Below are 16,289 nucleotides of genomic sequence, written 5' to 3' on the forward strand. Positions count from 1 at the left end.
GGATTAGGGTATATCCACGGTACGACGATCCGTCGCCGAATGTTAACCTGCCCGAAACGGGGTCCTTCTTATAAAAAGTATCGATTCCGTGCCCATATTGTGATCACGGGGCTTGACCAGCGCCCACCGTGGCACTATTTATATAAGTACGAGAAGACAACCCGTTCTTCTGGAAGCGCAAGCCCTGACACTATGGCCCGTCTGCCCCGTCTGTACGCCCCTGGGCTGCCCCAACTGGTGCAGGCCAACTTCATTCAGCCGCTGGCGGCGCCGTCCCAGCCCGCCCCGGCCGATATCCTCAACCAACTTGCCGCGTGGCTGGGCGAATCCGCCCAGCGCCACCGGGTCTCGGTCCATGGCTGGCTGCTCGCCAACGACCGCATTCTGCTTTTGGCTACGCCGGCCGACGAAGAAGGCCTGCCGCGCCTGATGCAGACGCTGGGCCGCAACCTCGCAGCCCGTCTGCGCGGGGGCCGGGTATTCGCAGGCCGCTACCGCTCGGCCTTGCTCGAGCCGGGCGCCTGGGTGCTGCCCGCCCTGGTCTGGCTGGAAACCTACCCCGTGCGCAGCGGCGCGTCGCAAGATCCTGATTCCTGGCCCTGGTCGTCGGCCTCCAGCCATACCGGCAACACCACGGCCGCGCCGGCGCAATGGCAGTCCGACCACGCCGACTACTGGGCGTGTGGCAACACGCCGTTCGACCGGCAGGCCAACTACCGCAAGCGCCTGCAGGACGGCCTGTCGCGCGAGGAAACGCAGCGCATCGACCAAGCCGTCTCCGGCCAATGGGCGTTGGGCGGCGCCAACTTCATTGCCAGCCTGGCGCACACGGCCAGCCGCCGCGTCGCGCCTGGGCAGCGCGGCCGTCCGCGCAAGAAGCCGGCCACGCCCGCCGCCGACACCGAACAGCCGGCCACGCCTGCGCCGGTCTCGCCACCGACCACTTCCGGTTCGTCTTCCTGACACAGCGCCTTCGGGCGCTTTTTTCATGGCCGCTGCGGTGAACACCGTAGACGGCTCGCGTTCGCGCCTGCCGACCACACGCGCGCCAAAGTTCCCGACGCCTCAAAACATCATAATAAATGGGGACGAAACATCGGGAAAATAGGGCTTTCACTACCCTTGGCCCCGCGGCTCGGAAGACACGTCCCCGGCAAGCCTTATCTGGCGCGGACGTTGATGCGTCACCATATTAATGCTCTATGACGGTGCATCATATAAATTAGGGTCACACCCCTTATATTCCTGTTGCACCCTACTGTTGACGGGGGTATTGTCCGTCTCCTGCACTGCAACATTACGACGCAGGCTCACTGCGGAGCGCGCCATGCCCCAAATTACCCCGAACGATTCCTGTCCCACGCCCAAGGCGACCCCGATCGATGCCACCCGCATCGGCATGCCGCCTGCCCAGGGCCTGTACCACCCCAAGAACGAGCACGACGCTTGCGGCGTGGGGTTCGTGGCGCACATCAAGGGCAAGAAAAGCCACGCCATCATCCAGCAAGGCCTGAAGATCCTGGAAAACCTGGATCACCGCGGTGCGGTGGGCGCGGACAAGCTGATGGGCGACGGCGCCGGCATCCTGATCCAGATCCCCGACACGCTCTACCGCGACGAATTCGCCCAGCACGGCATCACCCTGCCCCCGCCCGGCGAATACGGCGTGGCCATGGTGTTCCTGCCCAAGGAAACCGCCTCGCGCCTGGCCTGCGAACAAGAGCTGGAACGCTCGGTGCGCGCCGAAGGCCAGGTGGTGCTGGGCTGGCGCAACGTGCCCGTGGACGTCGACATGCCCATGTCGCCCACCGTGCGCGACTGCGAGCCCGTGATCCGCCAGCTGTTCATCGGCCGCGGCGCCGACGTGATGGTGCCCGACGCGCTCGAGCGCAAGCTGTACGTGATCCGCAAGACCGCCAGCCACGCGATCCAGCACATGCACCTGGCGCACGGCAAGGAATACTTCGTGCCGTCGGCCTCGGTACGCACCGTGGTCTACAAGGGCCTGCTGCTGGCCGACCAGGTGGGCCGCTACTACCGCGACCTGGCCGACCCGCGCACGGTGTCCGCGCTGGCGCTGGTGCACCAACGCTTCTCGACCAATACCTTCCCCGCCTGGCCGCTGGCCCACCCGTACCGCATGATCGCCCACAACGGCGAAATCAATACGGTCAAGGGCAACTTCAACTGGCTGCGCGCCCGCGAAGGCATGATGCAGTCGGCCGTGCTGGGCGACGACCTGAAGAAGCTGTACCCCATCGTCTACGAAGGCCAGTCCGACACCGCCACGTTCGACAACTGCCTGGAACTGCTGGTGAACTCGGGCTACTCGCTGGCCCACGCCATGATGATGATGATCCCGGAAGCCTGGGAACAGCACACGCAGATGGACGAAAGCCGCCGCGCCTTCTACGAGTACCACGCCGCCATGATGGAGCCGTGGGACGGCCCCGCCGCGGTCGCGTTCACCGATGGCCGCCAGATCGGCGCCACGCTGGACCGCAACGGCCTGCGCCCGGCGCGCTACCTGGTCACCGATGACGACATGGTCATCCTGGCCTCGGAAGCCGGCACGCTGTCCATTCCCGAAAACCGCATCGTCAAGAAGTGGCGCCTGCAGCCGGGCAAGATGTTCCTGATCGACCTGGAACAAGGCCGCATCATCGACGACGCCGAGATCAAGCTGCAATTGGCCAACAGCCGCCCGTACCGCCAATGGATCGAGCGCCTGCAGATCAAGCTGGAATCGCTGCCGGCCCCGCGCCAGGCCGCCGTGGCGACGCAATCGTCCGTGTCGCTGCTGGACCGCCAGCAGGCCTTCGGCTGGACCCAGGAAGACTACAAGTTCATCCTGGAACCCATGGCCACGTCGGGCGAGGAAGTGATCGGCTCGATGGGCAACGATGCCCCGCTGGCCGTGCTGTCCGACCGCGCCAAGCCGTTCTACAACTATTTCCGCCAGCTGTTCGCCCAGGTCACGAACCCGCCCATCGACCCCATCCGCGAACAGATGGTGATGTCGCTGGTGTCGTTCATCGGCCCCAAGCCCAACCTGCTGGACATCAACAACGTCAACCCGCCGCTGCGCCTTGAAGTGTCGCAGCCGGTGCTGGATTTCGCCGCCATGGCGCAGATCCGCGACATCGAACAGGTCACCGGCAAGAAGTTCCGCAGCTTCGAACTGGACATCACCTACCCGGCCGCCTGGGGCCCCGAAGGCATCGAAGCCCGCGTGGCCGCGCTGTGCGCGCGCGCCGTGGATGCGGTGCAAAGCGGCTACAACATCCTGATCGTGTCGGATCGCCTGGTCGACAGCGAACGCGTGGCCATCCCCGCGCTGCTGGCCACCTCGGCCGTGCACCAGCACCTGATCCGCGCGGGCCTGCGCACCAACACCGGCCTGGTGGTCGAAACCGGCTCGGCCCGCGAGGTGCACCACTTCGCGCTGCTGGGCGGCTACGGCGCCGAAGCCATCCACCCCTACCTGGCGCTGGAATCGCTGGGCAAGATGAACGACCCCGAAAAGGCCGTCAAGAACTTCATCAAGGCAATCGGCAAGGGCCTGAACAAGGTGATGTCCAAGATGGGCATTTCCACCTACATGTCCTACACCGGCGCGCAGATCTTCGAAGCCGTGGGCCTGCAGAGCAGCCTGGTGAACAAGTACTTCACCGGCACGTCGTCCAATATCGAAGGCATCGGCATCTTCCAGGTGGCCGAAGAAGCGCTGCGCCAGCACCGCGCGGCCTTCAGCACCGACCCGGTGCTGGCCAACGACCTGGACGCGGGCGGCGAATACGCCTATCGCGTGCGCGGCGAAGAGCACATGTGGACGCCGGATTCCATCGCCAAGCTGCAGCACGCTTCGCGCGCCAACAACTACCGCACGTACAAAGAGTACGCGCAGATCATCAACGACCAGAGCCGCCGCCACATGACGCTGCGCGGCCTGTTCGAGTTCCGCTTCGACCCGTCGCGCGCCATTCCGCTCGATGACGTCGAATCGGCCAAGGACATCGTCAAGCGCTTTGCCACCGGCGCCATGTCGCTGGGCTCGATCTCGACCGAAGCCCACTCGGTGCTGGCCGTGGCCATGAACCGCATCGGCGGCAAGTCCAACACCGGCGAAGGCGGCGAAGACGAACTGCGCTACCGCGCCGAAATGCGCGAAGGCAAGAGCACCATCAAGGACGGCGACACGCTGGCCTCGCTGCTGGGCTCGGACCGCATCGAAGCCGACGTGGCCTTGAAGAAGGGCGACTCGCTGCGCTCGAAGATCAAGCAGGTCGCCTCGGGCCGCTTCGGCGTCACCGCCGAATACCTGTCGTCGGCCGACCAGATCCAGATCAAGATGGCGCAGGGCGCCAAGCCCGGCGAAGGCGGTCAGCTGCCCGGCCACAAGGTGTCGGAATACATTGCCAAGCTGCGCTATTCGGTGCCGGGCGTGGGCCTGATTTCGCCCCCGCCGCACCATGACATCTACTCGATCGAAGACCTGGCCCAACTGATCCACGATCTGAAGAACGTCAACGCCCGCGCATCCATCTCGGTCAAGCTGGTGTCGGAAGTGGGCGTGGGCACGGTGGCCGCGGGCGTCGCCAAGGCCAAGGCCGATCACGTCGTGATCGCCGGCCACGACGGCGGCACGGGCGCATCGCCGGTGTCGTCCATCAAGCACGTGGGCACGCCCTGGGAACTGGGCCTGGCCGAAACGCAACAGACGCTGGTGCTGAACCGCCTACGCAGCCGCATCCGCGTGCAGGCCGACGGCCAGATGAAGACCGGCCGCGACGTCGTCATCGGCGCGCTGCTGGGCGCCGACGAATTCGGCTTTGCCACGGCGCCGCTGGTCGTCGAAGGCTGCATCATGATGCGCAAGTGCCACCTGAACACCTGCCCGGTGGGCGTGGCCACGCAGGATCCGGTGCTGCGCAAGAAGTTCCAGGGCAAGCCCGAACACGTCGTCAACTTCTTCTTCTTCATCGCCGAAGAAGTGCGTGAAATCATGGCCCAGCTGGGCATCCGCAAGTTCGACGACCTGATCGGCCGCGCCGACCTGCTGGACATGCGCTCGGGCGTCGAGCACTGGAAGGCCCAGGGCCTGGACTTTGCCCGCGTGTTCCATCAGACCCAATCCGATGCCGACGTGCGCCAGACCGAAGAGCAGGACCACGGCCTGGCCGGTGCGTTGGATCACCAGCTGATCGAACGCAGCAAGCCGGCGCTGGAGCGCGGCGAGAAGGTCTCGTTCATCGTGCCGGTGCGCAACCGCAACCGCACCATCGGCGCCATGCTGTCGGGTGCGGTGGCGTCGCGCTACGGCCATGACGGCCTGCCGGACGACACGATCCACATCCAGTGCAACGGCACAGCCGGCCAGAGCTTCGGCGCCTTCCTGGCCCATGGCATCACCATGGACCTGGTCGGCGAAGGCAACGACTACGTGGGCAAGGGCCTGTCCGGCGGACGCATCATCGTGCGCTCGCCCAACGACTTCCGCGGCTTCGGCCCCGACCACATCATCGCCGGCAACACCGTCCTGTACGGCGCGCTGGCCGGTGAAGCGTTCTTCAACGGCGTGGCCGGCGAACGTTTCGCCGTGCGCAACTCGGGCGCCGCCACGGTGGTGGAAGGCACGGGCGACCACGGCTGCGAATACATGACCGGCGGCACCGTCGTGGTGCTGGGCGCCACCGGCCGCAACTTCGCCGCAGGCATGTCGGGCGGCGTGGCATACGTGTGGGACCCCGAGCGCACGCTCAAGCATCGCGCCAACCTGTCGATGGTCGAACTGGAAGCCGTGGCACCGCACGCGGAGCAGCAGGCCCAGAACAACATCGACGTCTGGCACAGCGCGCAGCGCGGTGGCGAACGCGAAACGGATGAAACCATCCTGCGCCGCCTGGTGGAAGACCACTTCCGCTACACCGGCAGCTTCCGCGCTCGCGAAATCCTGGGCGACTGGGAAGCGTCGCGCGGCAAATTCGTAAAGGTCATGCCGACGGACTACCGCCGCGCATTGGGTGAAATGTGGCGTGCAGCCAACCCGCAACAACTGGCTGCGTGAGGGATACCATGGGAAAGATTACCGGCTTTATGGAATTTCAGCGTCTGCAGGAGGCCTCCGAGGCCCCGCAGAAGCGGCTGAAGAACTGGCGCGAATTCGTGCTGCACCTGACCGACGACCAGGCCAAGCAGCAAGCGGCGCGCTGCATGGACTGCGGCATCCCGTTCTGCAACAACGGCTGCCCGGTCAACAACATCATTCCGGACTGGAACGACCTGGTCTACAAGCAGGACTGGCGCCGCGCGCTGGACGTGCTGCACTCGACCAACAACTTCCCCGAGTTCACCGGCCGCATCTGCCCGGCGCCGTGTGAGGCTGCCTGTACCTTGAACATCAACAGCGACGCTGTCGGCATCAAGTCCATCGAGCACGCCATCATCGACAAGGGGTGGGCCGAAGGCTGGGTGACCCCGCTGCTGCCCGCCCGCAAGACCGGCAAGAAGGTCGCAGTAGTAGGTTCCGGCCCCGCCGGCATGGCCTGCGCCCAGCAACTGGCGCGCGCCGGCCACTCGGTGACGCTGTTCGAAAAGAGCGACCGCATCGGCGGCCTGCTGCGCTACGGCATCCCCGATTTCAAGCTGGAAAAGCACCAGATCGACCGCCGCATCTCGCAGATGGAAGCCGAAGGCGTGGAATTCGCGCCGTCGACCTACGTCGGCAACCCGACCGACCCCGTGGCCGACGGCCTGACCGTGCGCACCCCGCAATCGCTGCTGGCCGAGTTCGACGCCGTGGTGATGAGCGGCGGCTCGGAAACCCCGCGCGACCTGCCGGTGCCGGGCCGTGAACTGTCGGGCGTGTATTACGCCATGGACTTCCTGCGCCAGCAGAACAAGGCCGTGGCCGGCGACCGCCTCACCAACCAGACGCTGGCCAAGGGCAAGCACGTGGTGGTGATCGGCGGCGGCGACACCGGGTCCGATTGCGTGGGCACCAGCAACCGCCACGGCGCGGCCTCCGTCACGCAATTCGAGCTGATGCCCCAGCCGCCCGAATCCGAGAACAAGACCATGACGTGGCCGTACTGGCCGCTGAAGATGCGCACGTCGTCGTCGCACGAAGAAGGCTGCGACCGCGACTGGTCCGTGACCACCAAGCTACTCAAGGGCAGCAACGGCAAGGTCGAAAAGCTGGTCGGCGCCCGCGTCGAATGGTTCAAGGACGAGTCCACCGGCCAAATGAAGATGCGCGAGGTCGATGGCTCGGAATTCGAGATCAAGGCCGACCTGGTGCTGCTGGCCATGGGCTTCGTGTCGCCGGTGCAGACCGTGCTGGATGCCTTCGGCGTGGATCGCGATGCGCGCGGCAACGTGCGCGCCAATACCGACGACTACCGCACCAACGTGGAAAAGGTCTTCACCGCCGGTGACATGCGCCGCGGCCAGTCCCTGGTGGTCTGGGCCATCCGCGAAGGCCGTCAATGCGCGCGTTCGGTGGATGCCTATCTGATGGGATCGAGCGAACTGCCGCGCTGATTCCCGGCGCACAACGCCCTGAATTCGCCGCCTTTTGCACCGAGTGCCAAGGCGGCGAAGTCTTTTCAGGCAACCGACATTCTGGTTTCCGTAAGATGCGGCATCGATCCGCCGCCGCCCCCGCCATGTCCGCCCCCGACCCCGAGCTTGCCGCCCCGCCGACGCTGCCGCAGATATTCCTGGCCTTCACCAAGGTTGGCCTGACCAGCTTTGGCGGCGGCCTGAGCGGCTGGATGATGCGCGAATTCGTGCAGCACCGGCGCTGGATGTCGGAATCCGACTTTCTGAGCGGGCTGGCGCTGGCGCAATCGTTTCCCGGCGTGAACGTGGTGAACCTGGCCATCTGGATCGGCTTTCGGCTGCGCGGCGGCCCGGGCGCCTTGCTGGGCGGCCTGGGCATCACGGTGCCGCCGATGATCGTGGCCATCGGCGTGGCCGCGCTGTTTGCCAGCATGGCGCAGTCGCAGGGGCTGCACGTGGCCATGGCCGGGGTCGCGGCCGCGGCGGTGGGCGTATCGCTGCAGACCGGCCTGCGCGCCGCGCGGCGCGCGCTGGTGGGTTGGGTGCCGGCCGCGATCATGGGCGTGACCTTTGCTGCGATCTTCCTGTTGCGCCTGCCCTTGCTGTGGGTGGTGGGCGCCATGGCGCCGCTGTCCATCGGCATCGCCTACAGCCGCTTGCGCCAGCAGGGTCGCCAGGAACGGCAATCATGAACCTGGCCCTGCTGCACGACCTGTTCTCGGTGTTCACGCCGCTGTCGTTCCTGACGGTGGGCGGCGGCCAGAGCATCCTGCCCGACATCCACCGCCAGGCCGTGGACAGCTATGGCTGGATCAACGAGTCGCAATTCCTGGACTACTTCGCGCTGTCGCGCATCACGCCCGGCCCGGCTTCGCTGCTGGTGACGCTGATCGGCTGGCACGTCGGTGGATGGGCCGGTGCGATCGCCGCGTCGATCGCGATCTTCCTGCCCTGTTCGCTGCTGATCTACGCGCTGGCGCGGGTCTGGGCGCGCTATCGCCACGCGACCTGCGTGCGCGCCATCGAAGCCGGGCTGGTACCGGTGGCGGCCGGCATGATCCTGGCATCGTCATGCACCGTGCTGCGCGCGGCCGAAGGCGGCGCGTGGGCCTGGGGCGTGGCCGCGGCATCCACGTTGGCGCTGGTCTACACGCGGGTCAGCCCCTTCCTGATGCTGGCGCTGGGCGCCGCCGTGTTCCTGGCCGCGCTGGCCTGATTTCCCCTTGCGCTTGCCGTCTGCGCTGCCCGTTGTTGCAGTGCAGCCACGGCGGCGCCGGCTTGCCCGCAGCGTTTGACGCATATCAACCGGCCCCGGCGCCGGGTCTGCGAACCTTTCCACTCACCCCATGGAAAGATCGGAGAAGAAAATGTTTTCGCTGAATGGGCGTATCCGCGCCACCGCCATCGCCGGCCTGATCGCTGCCGGCGCCGCCGCTCCCGCACTGGCCCACGAAGCCGGCGACATCCTGTTCCGGGTCGGCGCAACGCAGGTTCGCCCCGCATCGAACAACGGCACCGTGCTCGACGGCAGCGTCAAGCTCGATGCCAACAACAACGTGCGCCCCAGCTTCACCCTGGCCTACATGGCCACGCGCAACATCGGCATCGAACTGCTGGGCGCCTGGCCGTTCCAGCATGACGTGCACGGCAGCGGCCTGGGCAAGATCGGTTCGAGCAAGCAATTGCCGCCCACGCTCAGCCTGCAATGGCACATCCTGCCCGACAGCATGGTCCAGCCCTACATCGGCGTGGGCATCAACTACACCAAGTTCTTCGACACCAAGGCCGAAGGCGCGCTGAAGGGTTCGGACCTGAAGATGGGCGACTCGTGGGGCGTGGCTGCGCAACTGGGCGCGGACATCAAGATCAACGAACGCTGGTTCATGAACGCCGACATCCGCTACATCGACATCAAGTCGAAGGTGAAGCTGAACGGCGAACACATCGGCACCGCGCGCATCGACCCGTGGGTGCTGACCATGGGCGTCGGCTACCGCTTCTGACCCCAAAGCCCGCCCATCATGGGCGGCGCTGCGCAAGCATGTCCTGGAACGCCTGCAATGCAGGCGTTTCGTCATCTGCGCGCCAGACCAGCTGCGTCTGCGCGCGGCCGTGCTGACCGGACAGGGGTGTCACGCGCAGCGACGCCTGCGCCCCCAGAACGGCCAGCACCGAACGCGGCACGATGGCCACGCCCGAACCCGCGGCCACGCAGGCCACGATGGCGTGATACGAGGCGAATTCCATGACCTTGCCCGGCGCCACGCCAGCCTGGCTGAACCACGATTCCAGGATGCGGCGATACGAACAGCCGGCCGTGAACGCAATGACGCTGCGGTCGCCCACGTCTTGGGGGCCATGGATTTCTGGCCAGGCCAAGGGGGAAATCAGCGCCAATTCTTCCTGGAAGGCCGGCTGTTGCGCCAGGCCCTGGGCGTCGAACGGTTCGGCCACGAAGGCGGCTTCGATCTCGTAGTTGCGCACCTTGGCCGCCAACGCGCCCGACGTGCCGGTGATCAGTTCGATGCGCACTTGCGGCCAGGCCGCATGGTAGGCCGCCAGGATGGGCGGCAGGCGCGCGGCAGCCGTGCTTTCCATGGTGCCGATGCGCAGCAGGCCCTGCGGCGCGCCGTCGCGCACCGCGGCCTGGGCCTCGGCCGACAGGCGCAGCAGGCGGTCGGCATAGGACAGCAGCACGCGCCCCTGGTCGGACAGCACCAGCCGCCGGTTCTGGCGCCGAAAGAGCGGCGCCGCCAGCGAACTTTCCAGCTGCTTCAGGCGCGTCGACACATTGGACTGCACCCGGTTCAGGTGGGCCGCGGCGCGCGCCACGCCGCCGTGGTCGGCCACCGCCTTGAAAATCTGCAACGCGTCGAGGTCCAAGTTTCTCATTTCAAGAACTCATGTTCTTAATAATTCACTATTCAAGATATTAGTACAGCCGTAGAGTGGGACCCATGTCAATAGCCACCCACCCTGATTCCGTCCGCCCGCGCGGGGCCGTCTCGCTGGCCTGGCCCGCCGCGCTGGCCCTGGCCGCCGCCATGGGCATCGGCCGGTTCGCCTTCACCCCCGTCTGGCCGCTGATGGCCCAGGAGTCGGGGCTGTCGCTGACGCAGGGCAGCTGGCTGGCATCGGCCAATTACGCGGGCTACCTGCTGGGCGCCTTGGCCGCGGCGGTGCGCCCGCCGCGCCATCCGCGCGCCATGCTGGCCGCCAGCCTGTTGGCGGTCGGCCTGTTGACCCTGGCCATGCCCTGGTTCCACGGCGTGCTGGCCTGGGCCCTGCTGCGACTGGCGGCGGGCTACGCCAGCGCCAGCGCCTTCATCTGCATTGCCGCCGCCCGGCCTGTGGCCGCCGACGATCCGCGCCGGCCGGCCGTCGCCGCCATCACCTACGCCGGGGTTGGCGCCGGCATCGCCCTGACGGGCCTGGCCTGCCTGGCGCTGATGGCCGCGGGCGCCGACGCCAACGGCAACTGGACGGCGCTGGGCATCCTGACCCTGGGCTTGTCCGCGCTGGCCTGGCCGCGCCTGTCCCGCGCCGACGCCAAGGCGCACCTGGGCACGGTGGCCGCGCCTGCCCGCCTGCCGCCAGGCATCGGCCGGCTGGCCTTGCACTACGGCATCTTCGGCGCCGGCTACATCATTCCCGCCACGTTCCTGCCGGCCATGGCCCGCGAGATCGTTCCCGACCCCGCCGTGTTCGGCTGGGCCTGGCCGCTGTTCGGCCTGGCGGCCGCGCTGTCCTGCCTGCTTGCGCCCCGCGTGGCGCAGGCGCTGGACGACAAGGCGGTCTGGCGCGGCGCGCAAGCCGTGATGGCGCTGGGCATGCTGGCCGTGGCGATCTGGCACACGCTGGCCGCCGTCATCGTCGCGGCGGTGCTGGTGGGCGGCACGTTCATGGTCATCACCCAGGCGGGCATGCTGGCTGCCCAACGCCTTGCCGGGCCGGCAGCGCCGCGCGCCGCTGCCATCATGACGTCGGCCTTTGCCGCCGGGCAGATCCTGGGCCCGCTGCTGGCCTCGGGCGCGGTCCGCTGGGGCGCCGGCCTGCCGCAGGTGCTGGCGGGCGGCGCTGCGCTGCTGGCGCTGTCGGCCTGGCGCTTGGGAAATATCAGCGTCGCCGCCCCCAACGCTGGGCATAATGCGATCGGTTCCTAGGAACCCATCACATTAGAACGAGGAGTCACCCAGCATGAAATCGCTACGCCCCCTGGTCGCCGCCCTGGCGGCCTTCGCCGCCTTCAGCGGCGCCGCTCAGGCCCAGACCACCGACTGGCCCGCCAAACCCATCACCATGATCGTGCCCTACGCCCCGGGCGGCTTTGCCGACACCCGCGTGCGCCTGCTGGCGCGCAAGCTGGGCGAATCGCTGGGCCAGCCCATCGTGGTGGAAAACAAGGCAGGGGCGGGTGGCGTCGTCGGCACCAACCTCATCGCCAAGGCCGCCCCGGACGGCTACACCATCGGCACCGGCAACCTGGCGCCGATGGCGGTGAACCCGTCGCTGATGAAGGACATGCCCTATGAACCGCTGAAAGACCTGGCGCCGGTCATCCTGATCGAAAACAGCCCGCTGGTGCTCAGCGTGAACAACGAGCTGCCGGTCAAGACGCTGGCCGACCTGATCGCCATGGCCAAGAAGCAGCCGGGCAAGCTGTCGTTCGGCTCGTCGGGCGTGGGCGGCGCGCATCACCTGTCGGGCGAAATGTTCCGCGAACAGGCCAAGATCGACATCGTGCACGTGCCCTACAAGGGCGGCAGCCTGGCCGCGACCGACCTGATGGGCGGCCATATCTCGATGATGTTCGAAATGGGTTATTCGGCGCTGCCCGCCATCCAGGGCAAGAAGATCCATCCGATCGCGGTGACGTCGGCCCAGCGCCTGGCCGTGCTGCCGGACGTGCCGACCATGGCGGAATCCGGCCTGCCGGGCTTCGAGTCGTACAACTGGCAGGGCATCGTCGCCCCCGCCGGCACCCCCGTGCCCATCATCGCCAAGCTCAACGCCGAGCTCAACCGCATCCTGAAGGAAGCGGACGTGCAAAAGGCCATTGCCGACACCGGCAGCCAGGCCGGCGGCGGCACGCCCGAGGAATTCGGCGCGTTCATCAAGAGCGAAACGGCCAAGTGGGCCCACGTCATCAAGGCTGGAAACATCCAGCTTCAGTAAACCAACCAGGAGACTTCCATGGCATCCCGCCTTCTCGATCAGCTCAAGCTCGACCACCCCATCATCCAGGCGCCCATGGCCGGCGGCGCGACGACGGTCGAGCTGGTGTCCGAGGCGTCGAAGGCGGGCGTCCTGGGGTCCCTTGGGGCGGCTTACCTCGCCCCCGAACAGATTGACGCGGCGACGGGTGCGATCCGCGAACGTACCGACCGGCCTTTCGCGATCAATCTGTTCGCCTCGGTGCCCGAGCAGCCCTACCACGGCGATGCCGCCCGCATGCTGGACCTGATGGCCCGCTACCACGCGCAGTTGGGCTTGCCGGCGCCGGCGGCCCCCGGCCCCCAGGCCGACCCGTTGCCCGGCCAGATCGACGCGGTGCTGCGCGCGCGGCCGGCGGTGTTCAGCTTCACCTTTGGCCGCATGCCCGCCGATGCGCTGGCGCGCTGCCGCGAACTGGGCATCCTGACGGTCGGCACCGCCACCACGGTGCGCGAGGCCATGGCGCTGGAGCAGGACGGGGTGGACGCCATCGTGGCCCAGGGCGCCGAAGCGGGCGGCCATCGGGGCACCTTCCTGGATGATTTCGAGCATTCGCTGATCGGCACCATGGCGCTGGTGCCCCAGATCGCCGACGCGGTGTCGGTGCCTGTGATTGCGTCCGGCGGCATCATGGACGGCCGCGGCATTGCGGCCGCACTGACCCTGGGCGCCCAGGCCGCACAGATGGGGACGGCCTTCCTGACCACCGACGAAGCCGGCATCAACGACGCCTACAAGGCGGTACTGCCGGCCTCGCGCGCCGAGCAATCCCGGGTGACTCGGGCGTTTTCCGGACGCCCGGCCCGCGGCATCGTGAATTCCTTCATGCGGGATGCCGACCAATTATCAGACGACATCCTGCCGTACCCCTTGCAGAATGCGCTGACGCGCCCGATGCGCACGGCGGGCGGCAAAGCCGGTAACGTGGCCGTTCTGTCCCTCTGGGCCGGCCAGGGCGCCCCGCTGGCCCGACGCGAAAGCACGGCCGCGCTGGTGGCCCGGCTGGTCCGCGAGACCGCCGCGGCGCGCTCTGGCAGTTGACGCCGGGGGCCGCCGGCGGCCCGTCGATTGTTCCCCCGGGCGAAAACACTGTTCCACGGACAGCCATACCGCACTGCGGTGACAAATCATCGGGCTACAATGGCCCCTCGCCGCTGGGTGCAACAGTTTGTCTTCCTGCATCCGGCATATGAGTAACAGGGCGCTTCCCGACGCAGCCTGTCTCGCTCGCGCCGGCCGGTCTTTCCGCCCGCCCACGAGCGCGGCAGCAGGGCATTCGCCACCGAAACACCCGTTCGTTGCCCATGCCCGCTCAAACCAGCAGCCCCCCGGAATTTGCCCTGCATCTGCAGGGCGTGGCGCTCGGCTACGGTGATTTCACCGTCCTGCGCGACATTTCCATGGAAGCGCGCCCGGGCCAGGTGGTCGCCATCATGGGCGGCTCCGGTTCCGGCAAGACGACCCTGCTGCGTGCCGCCACCGGCCAGCTCGTCGCCAAGGAAGGCACGGTGCTGGCTTTCGGTCAGGACATCGCCCGCGCCACGCCCGCCGAACTGCAAGCCCTGCGCAAGCGCATGGGGGTGCTGTTCCAGCAGGGCGCGCTGTTCACCGACCTGAATGTCTTCGAAAACGTGGCGTTTCCGCTACGCGAACACACGCGGTTGACCGAATCCGACATCACCGAACGCGTGCTGGACAAGCTCGATGCCGTGGGCCTGCGCGCCGCGGCCCACCTGAAGGTGGCCGAAGTGTCCGGCGGCATGGCCCGCCGGGTGGCGCTGGCCCGCGCGGTGGTGCTCGAACCCGAACTCATCCTGTACGACGAGCCCTTCGCCGGCCTGGACCCGATCTCGCTGGGCATCACTGCCCGCCTGATCCGCAGCCTGGCCGACCGCCTGGGCTGCGCCTCGGTGCTGATCACCCACGACGTGCACGAATCCTTCGCCATCGCCGACCAGGTCTACCTGGTGGGGCAGGGCGAGCTCAAGGCCGCCGGCAGCCCCGAGAGCCTGTCGGCCTCGCAAGACCCTTACGTGCAGCAGTTCCTCAAAGGCGAACCCGACGGCCCGGTCGCGTTCCAGTACCCCGAGACGCCGGCTTTCCAGAAATGGCTGTCGCAACAACAAGGGCGCCGCGCATGAACGCATCGAACAACGCCATCGGCGCGCTGGGCGGCTGGCTGCGCAACCGCATCACCGGCATCGGCGGCTTCACCCGTTTCTTCGGCGCCATGCTGGCGCGCAGCGGCATCGCGCTGTCGCGCCCCCGGCTGGTGTCGCAGCAGGTCCATTTCATCGGCAACTACTCGCTGCTGATCATTGCCGTGTCCGGCATGTTCGTGGGTTTCGTGCTGGGCCTGCAGGGCTACTACACGCTGAACCGCTATGGCGCCTCGGAATCTCTGGGCCTGCTGGTCGCGCTGTCGCTGGTGCGCGAGCTGGGCCCCGTGGTCACGGCGCTGCTGTTCGCCGGCCGGGCCGGCACCTCGCTCACCGCTGAAATCGGCCTGATGAAGGCCGGCGAACAACTGTCCGCCATGGAAGTCATGGCGGTCGACCCTGTACGGCGCGTCCTCGTGCCGCGCCTGTGGGGCGGCATCATCGCCATGCCGATCCTGGCCGCCGTGTTCTCCATGGTCGGCATCCTGGGCGGCTGGGTCGTGGGCGTTCTGATGATTGGCGTCGACGCCGGCGCCTTCTGGTCGCAGATGCAGGGCGGCGTCGATGTCTGGAACGACGTCCTGAACGGCGTCCTCAAAAGCCTGGTGTTCGGCGTCACGGTGACGCTGGTTGCGCTTTACGAAGGCTGGCAGGCCAAACCCACTCCCGAAGGCGTCGCCCGCGCCACCACCCGCACGGTCGTGGTGGGCTCGCTGGCGGTGCTGGGACTGGACTTCCTGCTCACTGCCTTGATGTTTGGAAACTGATACGGATCGATCATGTCACGCGAAAAAACCGACTTCTGGGTAGGCCTGTTCGTATTGCTGGGCGCGGCCGCGCTGGCGTTCCTGGCGTTGCGCGCCGGCAACTTGAGCACCTTTTCTTTTGCTCCCACCTATACGCTCACGGCCAATTTCGATAACGTAGGCGGCCTCAAGGTCCGTGCGCCCGTGAAAAGCGCGGGCGTGGTGGTCGGCCGGATCGCCAAGATTTCCTTCGACGACAAGACCTTCCAGGCCGTCGTGGCGATCAACCTGGAAACGGCTTACCAGTTCCCCAAGGACTCGTCCGCGGCCATCCTCACGTCCGGCCTGCTGGGCGAACAGTACCTGGGCTTGACCCCGGGCAGCGAAGAAGACAACTTTGCCGATGGCGGAAAAATCCGCTATACCCAAAGCGCCGTCGTGCTGGAACAGCTGATCAGCAAGTTCCTGTACGGCTCGGCCGAGAAAGAAGGCTCGAACGCGGCCGCCGCCCCTGAAGCGAAAGCCCCGAATTAAAGACCATCCGTCGCGTGCGGCCATCGCCGCGCGAGGCATGCGCTGCAATAAGAATAGAACTCTGCTGATAGGG

13 protein-coding genes are annotated in these 16,289 nt (G+C 67.1%); 12 read left to right on the forward strand and 1 reads right to left on the reverse strand.

Features of this window, described 5'->3' with window-relative positions; all coding sequences use genetic code 11:
- Positions 1-192 precede the first annotated feature (192 nt).
- From U858_RS0125265 to U858_RS0125290, 6 genes are all read left to right on the forward strand, one after another.
- Positions 193-963 (forward strand): hypothetical protein, encoded by a 771-nt coding sequence (locus U858_RS0125265; protein WP_025139916.1) that lies wholly within the window; start codon positions 193-195, stop codon positions 961-963.
- A gap of 364 nt (positions 964-1,327) precedes the next feature.
- Positions 1,328-6,067 carry a glutamate synthase-related protein gene (locus U858_RS0125270; protein ID WP_025139917.1) on the forward strand — a complete coding sequence of 1,580 codons (4,740 nt, stop codon included), beginning with the start codon at positions 1,328-1,330 and terminating at the stop codon, positions 6,065-6,067.
- Between the two features lie 8 nt (positions 6,068-6,075).
- Positions 6,076-7,542 (forward strand): glutamate synthase subunit beta, encoded by a 1,467-nt coding sequence (locus U858_RS0125275; protein ID WP_025139918.1) that lies wholly within the window; start codon positions 6,076-6,078, stop codon positions 7,540-7,542.
- A gap of 125 nt (positions 7,543-7,667) precedes the next feature.
- On the forward strand, positions 7,668-8,255 hold the full coding sequence (locus tag U858_RS0125280) for a chromate transporter (protein ID WP_025139919.1): 588 nt from the start codon (positions 7,668-7,670) through the stop codon (positions 8,253-8,255).
- A complete protein-coding gene (locus U858_RS0125285; protein ID WP_025139920.1) occupies positions 8,252-8,779 on the forward strand; it encodes a chromate transporter in 528 nt (175 codons plus the stop codon). Before U858_RS0125280 ends, U858_RS0125285 begins: the two co-directional genes overlap by 4 nt.
- A 151-nt stretch (positions 8,780-8,930) precedes the next feature.
- Positions 8,931-9,566, forward strand: a complete 636-nt coding sequence (locus tag U858_RS0125290) for an OmpW family protein (RefSeq protein ID WP_025139921.1) — start codon at positions 8,931-8,933, stop codon at positions 9,564-9,566.
- Between the two features lie 16 nt (positions 9,567-9,582).
- Here U858_RS0125290 and U858_RS0125295 read toward each other — a convergent pair whose 3' ends face one another.
- A complete protein-coding gene (locus U858_RS0125295; protein WP_025139922.1) occupies positions 9,583-10,455 on the reverse strand; it encodes a LysR family transcriptional regulator in 873 nt (290 codons plus the stop codon).
- A 65-nt stretch (positions 10,456-10,520) separates the two neighbouring features.
- On the opposite strand from U858_RS0125295, the gene U858_RS0125300 reads away from it, so the two are divergent.
- The 6 genes from U858_RS0125300 (at position 10,521) to mlaD (ending at position 16,216) form a co-directional block, all read left to right on the forward strand.
- Positions 10,521-11,726 (forward strand): YbfB/YjiJ family MFS transporter, encoded by a 1,206-nt coding sequence (locus tag U858_RS0125300; RefSeq protein ID WP_025139923.1) that lies wholly within the window; start codon positions 10,521-10,523, stop codon positions 11,724-11,726.
- A 34-nt stretch (positions 11,727-11,760) separates the two neighbouring features.
- Positions 11,761-12,738: a tripartite tricarboxylate transporter substrate binding protein gene (locus U858_RS0125305; RefSeq protein ID WP_025139924.1), complete on the forward strand. Its 978-nt coding sequence runs from the start codon at positions 11,761-11,763 to the stop codon at positions 12,736-12,738.
- Positions 12,739-12,756: 18 nt separating this feature from the next.
- Positions 12,757-13,818, forward strand: a complete 1,062-nt coding sequence (locus U858_RS0125310; RefSeq protein ID WP_029954292.1) for a nitronate monooxygenase family protein — start codon at positions 12,757-12,759, stop codon at positions 13,816-13,818.
- 263 nt (positions 13,819-14,081) lie between these two features.
- On the forward strand, positions 14,082-14,918 hold the full coding sequence (locus tag U858_RS0125315; protein WP_025139925.1) for an ABC transporter ATP-binding protein: 837 nt from the start codon (positions 14,082-14,084) through the stop codon (positions 14,916-14,918).
- Positions 14,915-15,703: a lipid asymmetry maintenance ABC transporter permease subunit MlaE gene (gene mlaE, locus U858_RS0125320; protein WP_025139926.1), complete on the forward strand. Its 789-nt coding sequence runs from the start codon at positions 14,915-14,917 to the stop codon at positions 15,701-15,703. Before U858_RS0125315 ends, mlaE begins: the two co-directional genes overlap by 4 nt.
- A gap of 12 nt (positions 15,704-15,715) precedes the next feature.
- Complete coding sequence (gene mlaD / locus U858_RS0125325; protein WP_025139927.1) at positions 15,716-16,216, forward strand: outer membrane lipid asymmetry maintenance protein MlaD; 501 nt, start codon at positions 15,716-15,718, stop codon at positions 16,214-16,216.
- Positions 16,217-16,289: the final 73 nt, after the last annotated feature.

It is taken from the genome of Achromobacter sp. DH1f (assembly GCF_000633435.1).
GTDB classification, from domain to species: Bacteria; Pseudomonadota; Gammaproteobacteria; order Burkholderiales; family Burkholderiaceae_B; genus Achromobacter; species Achromobacter deleyi.

Excerpts from the sequence above, each read along its gene's own strand:
- U858_RS0125265 (WP_025139916.1), top strand. The coding sequence starts at position 193 with ATGGCCCGTCTGCCCCGTCTGTACGCCCCTGGGCTGCCCCAACTGGTG.
- U858_RS0125270 (WP_025139917.1), top strand. The coding sequence starts at position 1,328 with ATGCCCCAAATTACCCCGAACGATTCCTGTCCCACGCCCAAGGCGACC.
- U858_RS0125275 (WP_025139918.1), top strand. The coding sequence starts at position 6,076 with ATGGGAAAGATTACCGGCTTTATGGAATTTCAGCGTCTGCAGGAGGCC.
- U858_RS0125280 (WP_025139919.1), top strand. The coding sequence starts at position 7,668 with ATGTCCGCCCCCGACCCCGAGCTTGCCGCCCCGCCGACGCTGCCGCAG.
- U858_RS0125285 (WP_025139920.1), top strand. The coding sequence starts at position 8,252 with ATGAACCTGGCCCTGCTGCACGACCTGTTCTCGGTGTTCACGCCGCTG.
- U858_RS0125290 (WP_025139921.1), top strand. The coding sequence starts at position 8,931 with ATGTTTTCGCTGAATGGGCGTATCCGCGCCACCGCCATCGCCGGCCTG.
- U858_RS0125295 (WP_025139922.1), bottom strand. The coding sequence starts at position 10,455 with ATGAGAAACTTGGACCTCGACGCGTTGCAGATTTTCAAGGCGGTGGCC.
- U858_RS0125300 (WP_025139923.1), top strand. The coding sequence starts at position 10,521 with ATGTCAATAGCCACCCACCCTGATTCCGTCCGCCCGCGCGGGGCCGTC.
- U858_RS0125305 (WP_025139924.1), top strand. The coding sequence starts at position 11,761 with ATGAAATCGCTACGCCCCCTGGTCGCCGCCCTGGCGGCCTTCGCCGCC.
- U858_RS0125310 (WP_029954292.1), top strand. The coding sequence starts at position 12,757 with ATGGCATCCCGCCTTCTCGATCAGCTCAAGCTCGACCACCCCATCATC.
- U858_RS0125315 (WP_025139925.1), top strand. The coding sequence starts at position 14,082 with ATGCCCGCTCAAACCAGCAGCCCCCCGGAATTTGCCCTGCATCTGCAG.
- mlaE (WP_025139926.1), top strand. The coding sequence starts at position 14,915 with ATGAACGCATCGAACAACGCCATCGGCGCGCTGGGCGGCTGGCTGCGC.
- mlaD (WP_025139927.1), top strand. The coding sequence starts at position 15,716 with ATGTCACGCGAAAAAACCGACTTCTGGGTAGGCCTGTTCGTATTGCTG.